This is a genomic window from Phormidesmis priestleyi ULC007 (assembly GCF_003003695.1).
GTDB classification, from domain to species: domain Bacteria; phylum Cyanobacteriota; class Cyanobacteriia; order Leptolyngbyales; family Leptolyngbyaceae; genus Phormidesmis_A; species Phormidesmis_A priestleyi_A.
In genome coordinates this window covers 1-1,176 of record NZ_PVWG01000121.1, presented here as the reverse complement: position 1 = coordinate 1,176, position 1,176 = coordinate 1, and the positions used below count along the sequence as shown (strand labels likewise).

The window sequence follows — 1,176 nt, the reverse complement described above, 5'->3', positions numbered from 1 at the left end:
TACCTCATGGCTGCTTAACGGGAGGCAAAGAGGAGCAAACCCTGTCCACAAAAGCATTTTATTTCACAACAAGTCTAGTATCTATATCTATCCTGGAGCCTCACTTATCTTCAGATGCTACAATTTTTCTCAACGAAGAAAATCTTCCTGCTTGCGAAATTCCTAGCTTTAGTCCCTCTATGGAAGCTAATAGCCTCAAGGATAGTAAATTTGTTGCGAGTCTTGGAGCTTGCTCCTTTGGAATTTATTTGATTCACCCAATTCCAATGAATCTTGTTAAAGGGCTGATTGTGAGGGTTTTCCCTACACTGTCTCAGCAAGTATCGATCGCGTCAATGCTGACTTTTTCTGTCTCTAGTTTTTTACTAAGCTGGTTAATCGTCTCTCTTCTAAGTAGAAATAAGATGATTGCAAAGTATACTAGGAGTTACGCATTGACAGAATTAGCCATATGTGGGTGTAGCCATGACGACCTAAAAAAGGGATGCTCAGATCGTTCTCCCTCGCTGTCCTGTGATGCGTGTCCTGACTAAGCCCTCCAGCGCAACCTGTACGCTCAACCTCTACACCTTATTCTTACTGGCAGAACCCAAGTATGTCAGTTGCCAACGATTGGCTCAAATTCTAGAGCGCCTTTCTCACGATAGTATCAATCGGTTTTTAGTCAGAGAACGCTACACTCCTGCTGATTTGTTTGCAGTGGTCAAACCGAGAATCCAGCTTTAGGGTGGCAGCTTAAGCGGAGATGATACGGTGCTGGACAAACCTTACAGCAATCCGAGCAAAACAACCTTGATTGGTTACTTTTGGTCTGGCAAGCACAAGAAAGTGGTCAAGGGCATCAACTTACTAACCTTGTACTACACGGACGCACAGGGAGTGTCCGTGCCTGTGAACTATCGGCTCAATGATAAACGTGAGGGGAAAACAAAGCATGATTATTTTCGAGAGATGCTGTTTGAAGTAATGGACTGGGGGTTGATGCCAGGGGTAATCACTGCCGATAGTTGGTATGCAGTGCTGTGCTTCACACTGTCAAAGTTCCCGCTGAGTCAGGCTTCCAGCCTCCTAGTTTTTAGACTTCTCTAAATCTTCTCTAAGAGGCGGTTTGAGAAGTCAGTCAGTGAGTAAAAAAGCTCTCCGGTTATAAGCTGTAAATACGTAAAGTACAGCACC

At 44.3% G+C, this 1,176-nt stretch carries 2 pseudogenes; both read left to right on the top strand.

Annotated elements, in window-relative coordinates:
• A pseudogene (locus tag C7B65_RS28600) lies at positions 1–533 on the top strand (hypothetical protein); the annotation flags it as partial.
• Positions 517–1,023 (top strand): annotated as a pseudogene (locus tag C7B65_RS29095) (transposase); the annotation flags it as partial. The pseudogenes C7B65_RS28600 and C7B65_RS29095, both read left to right, overlap by 17 nt.
• Between the last annotated feature and the right edge of the window lie 153 nt (positions 1,024–1,176).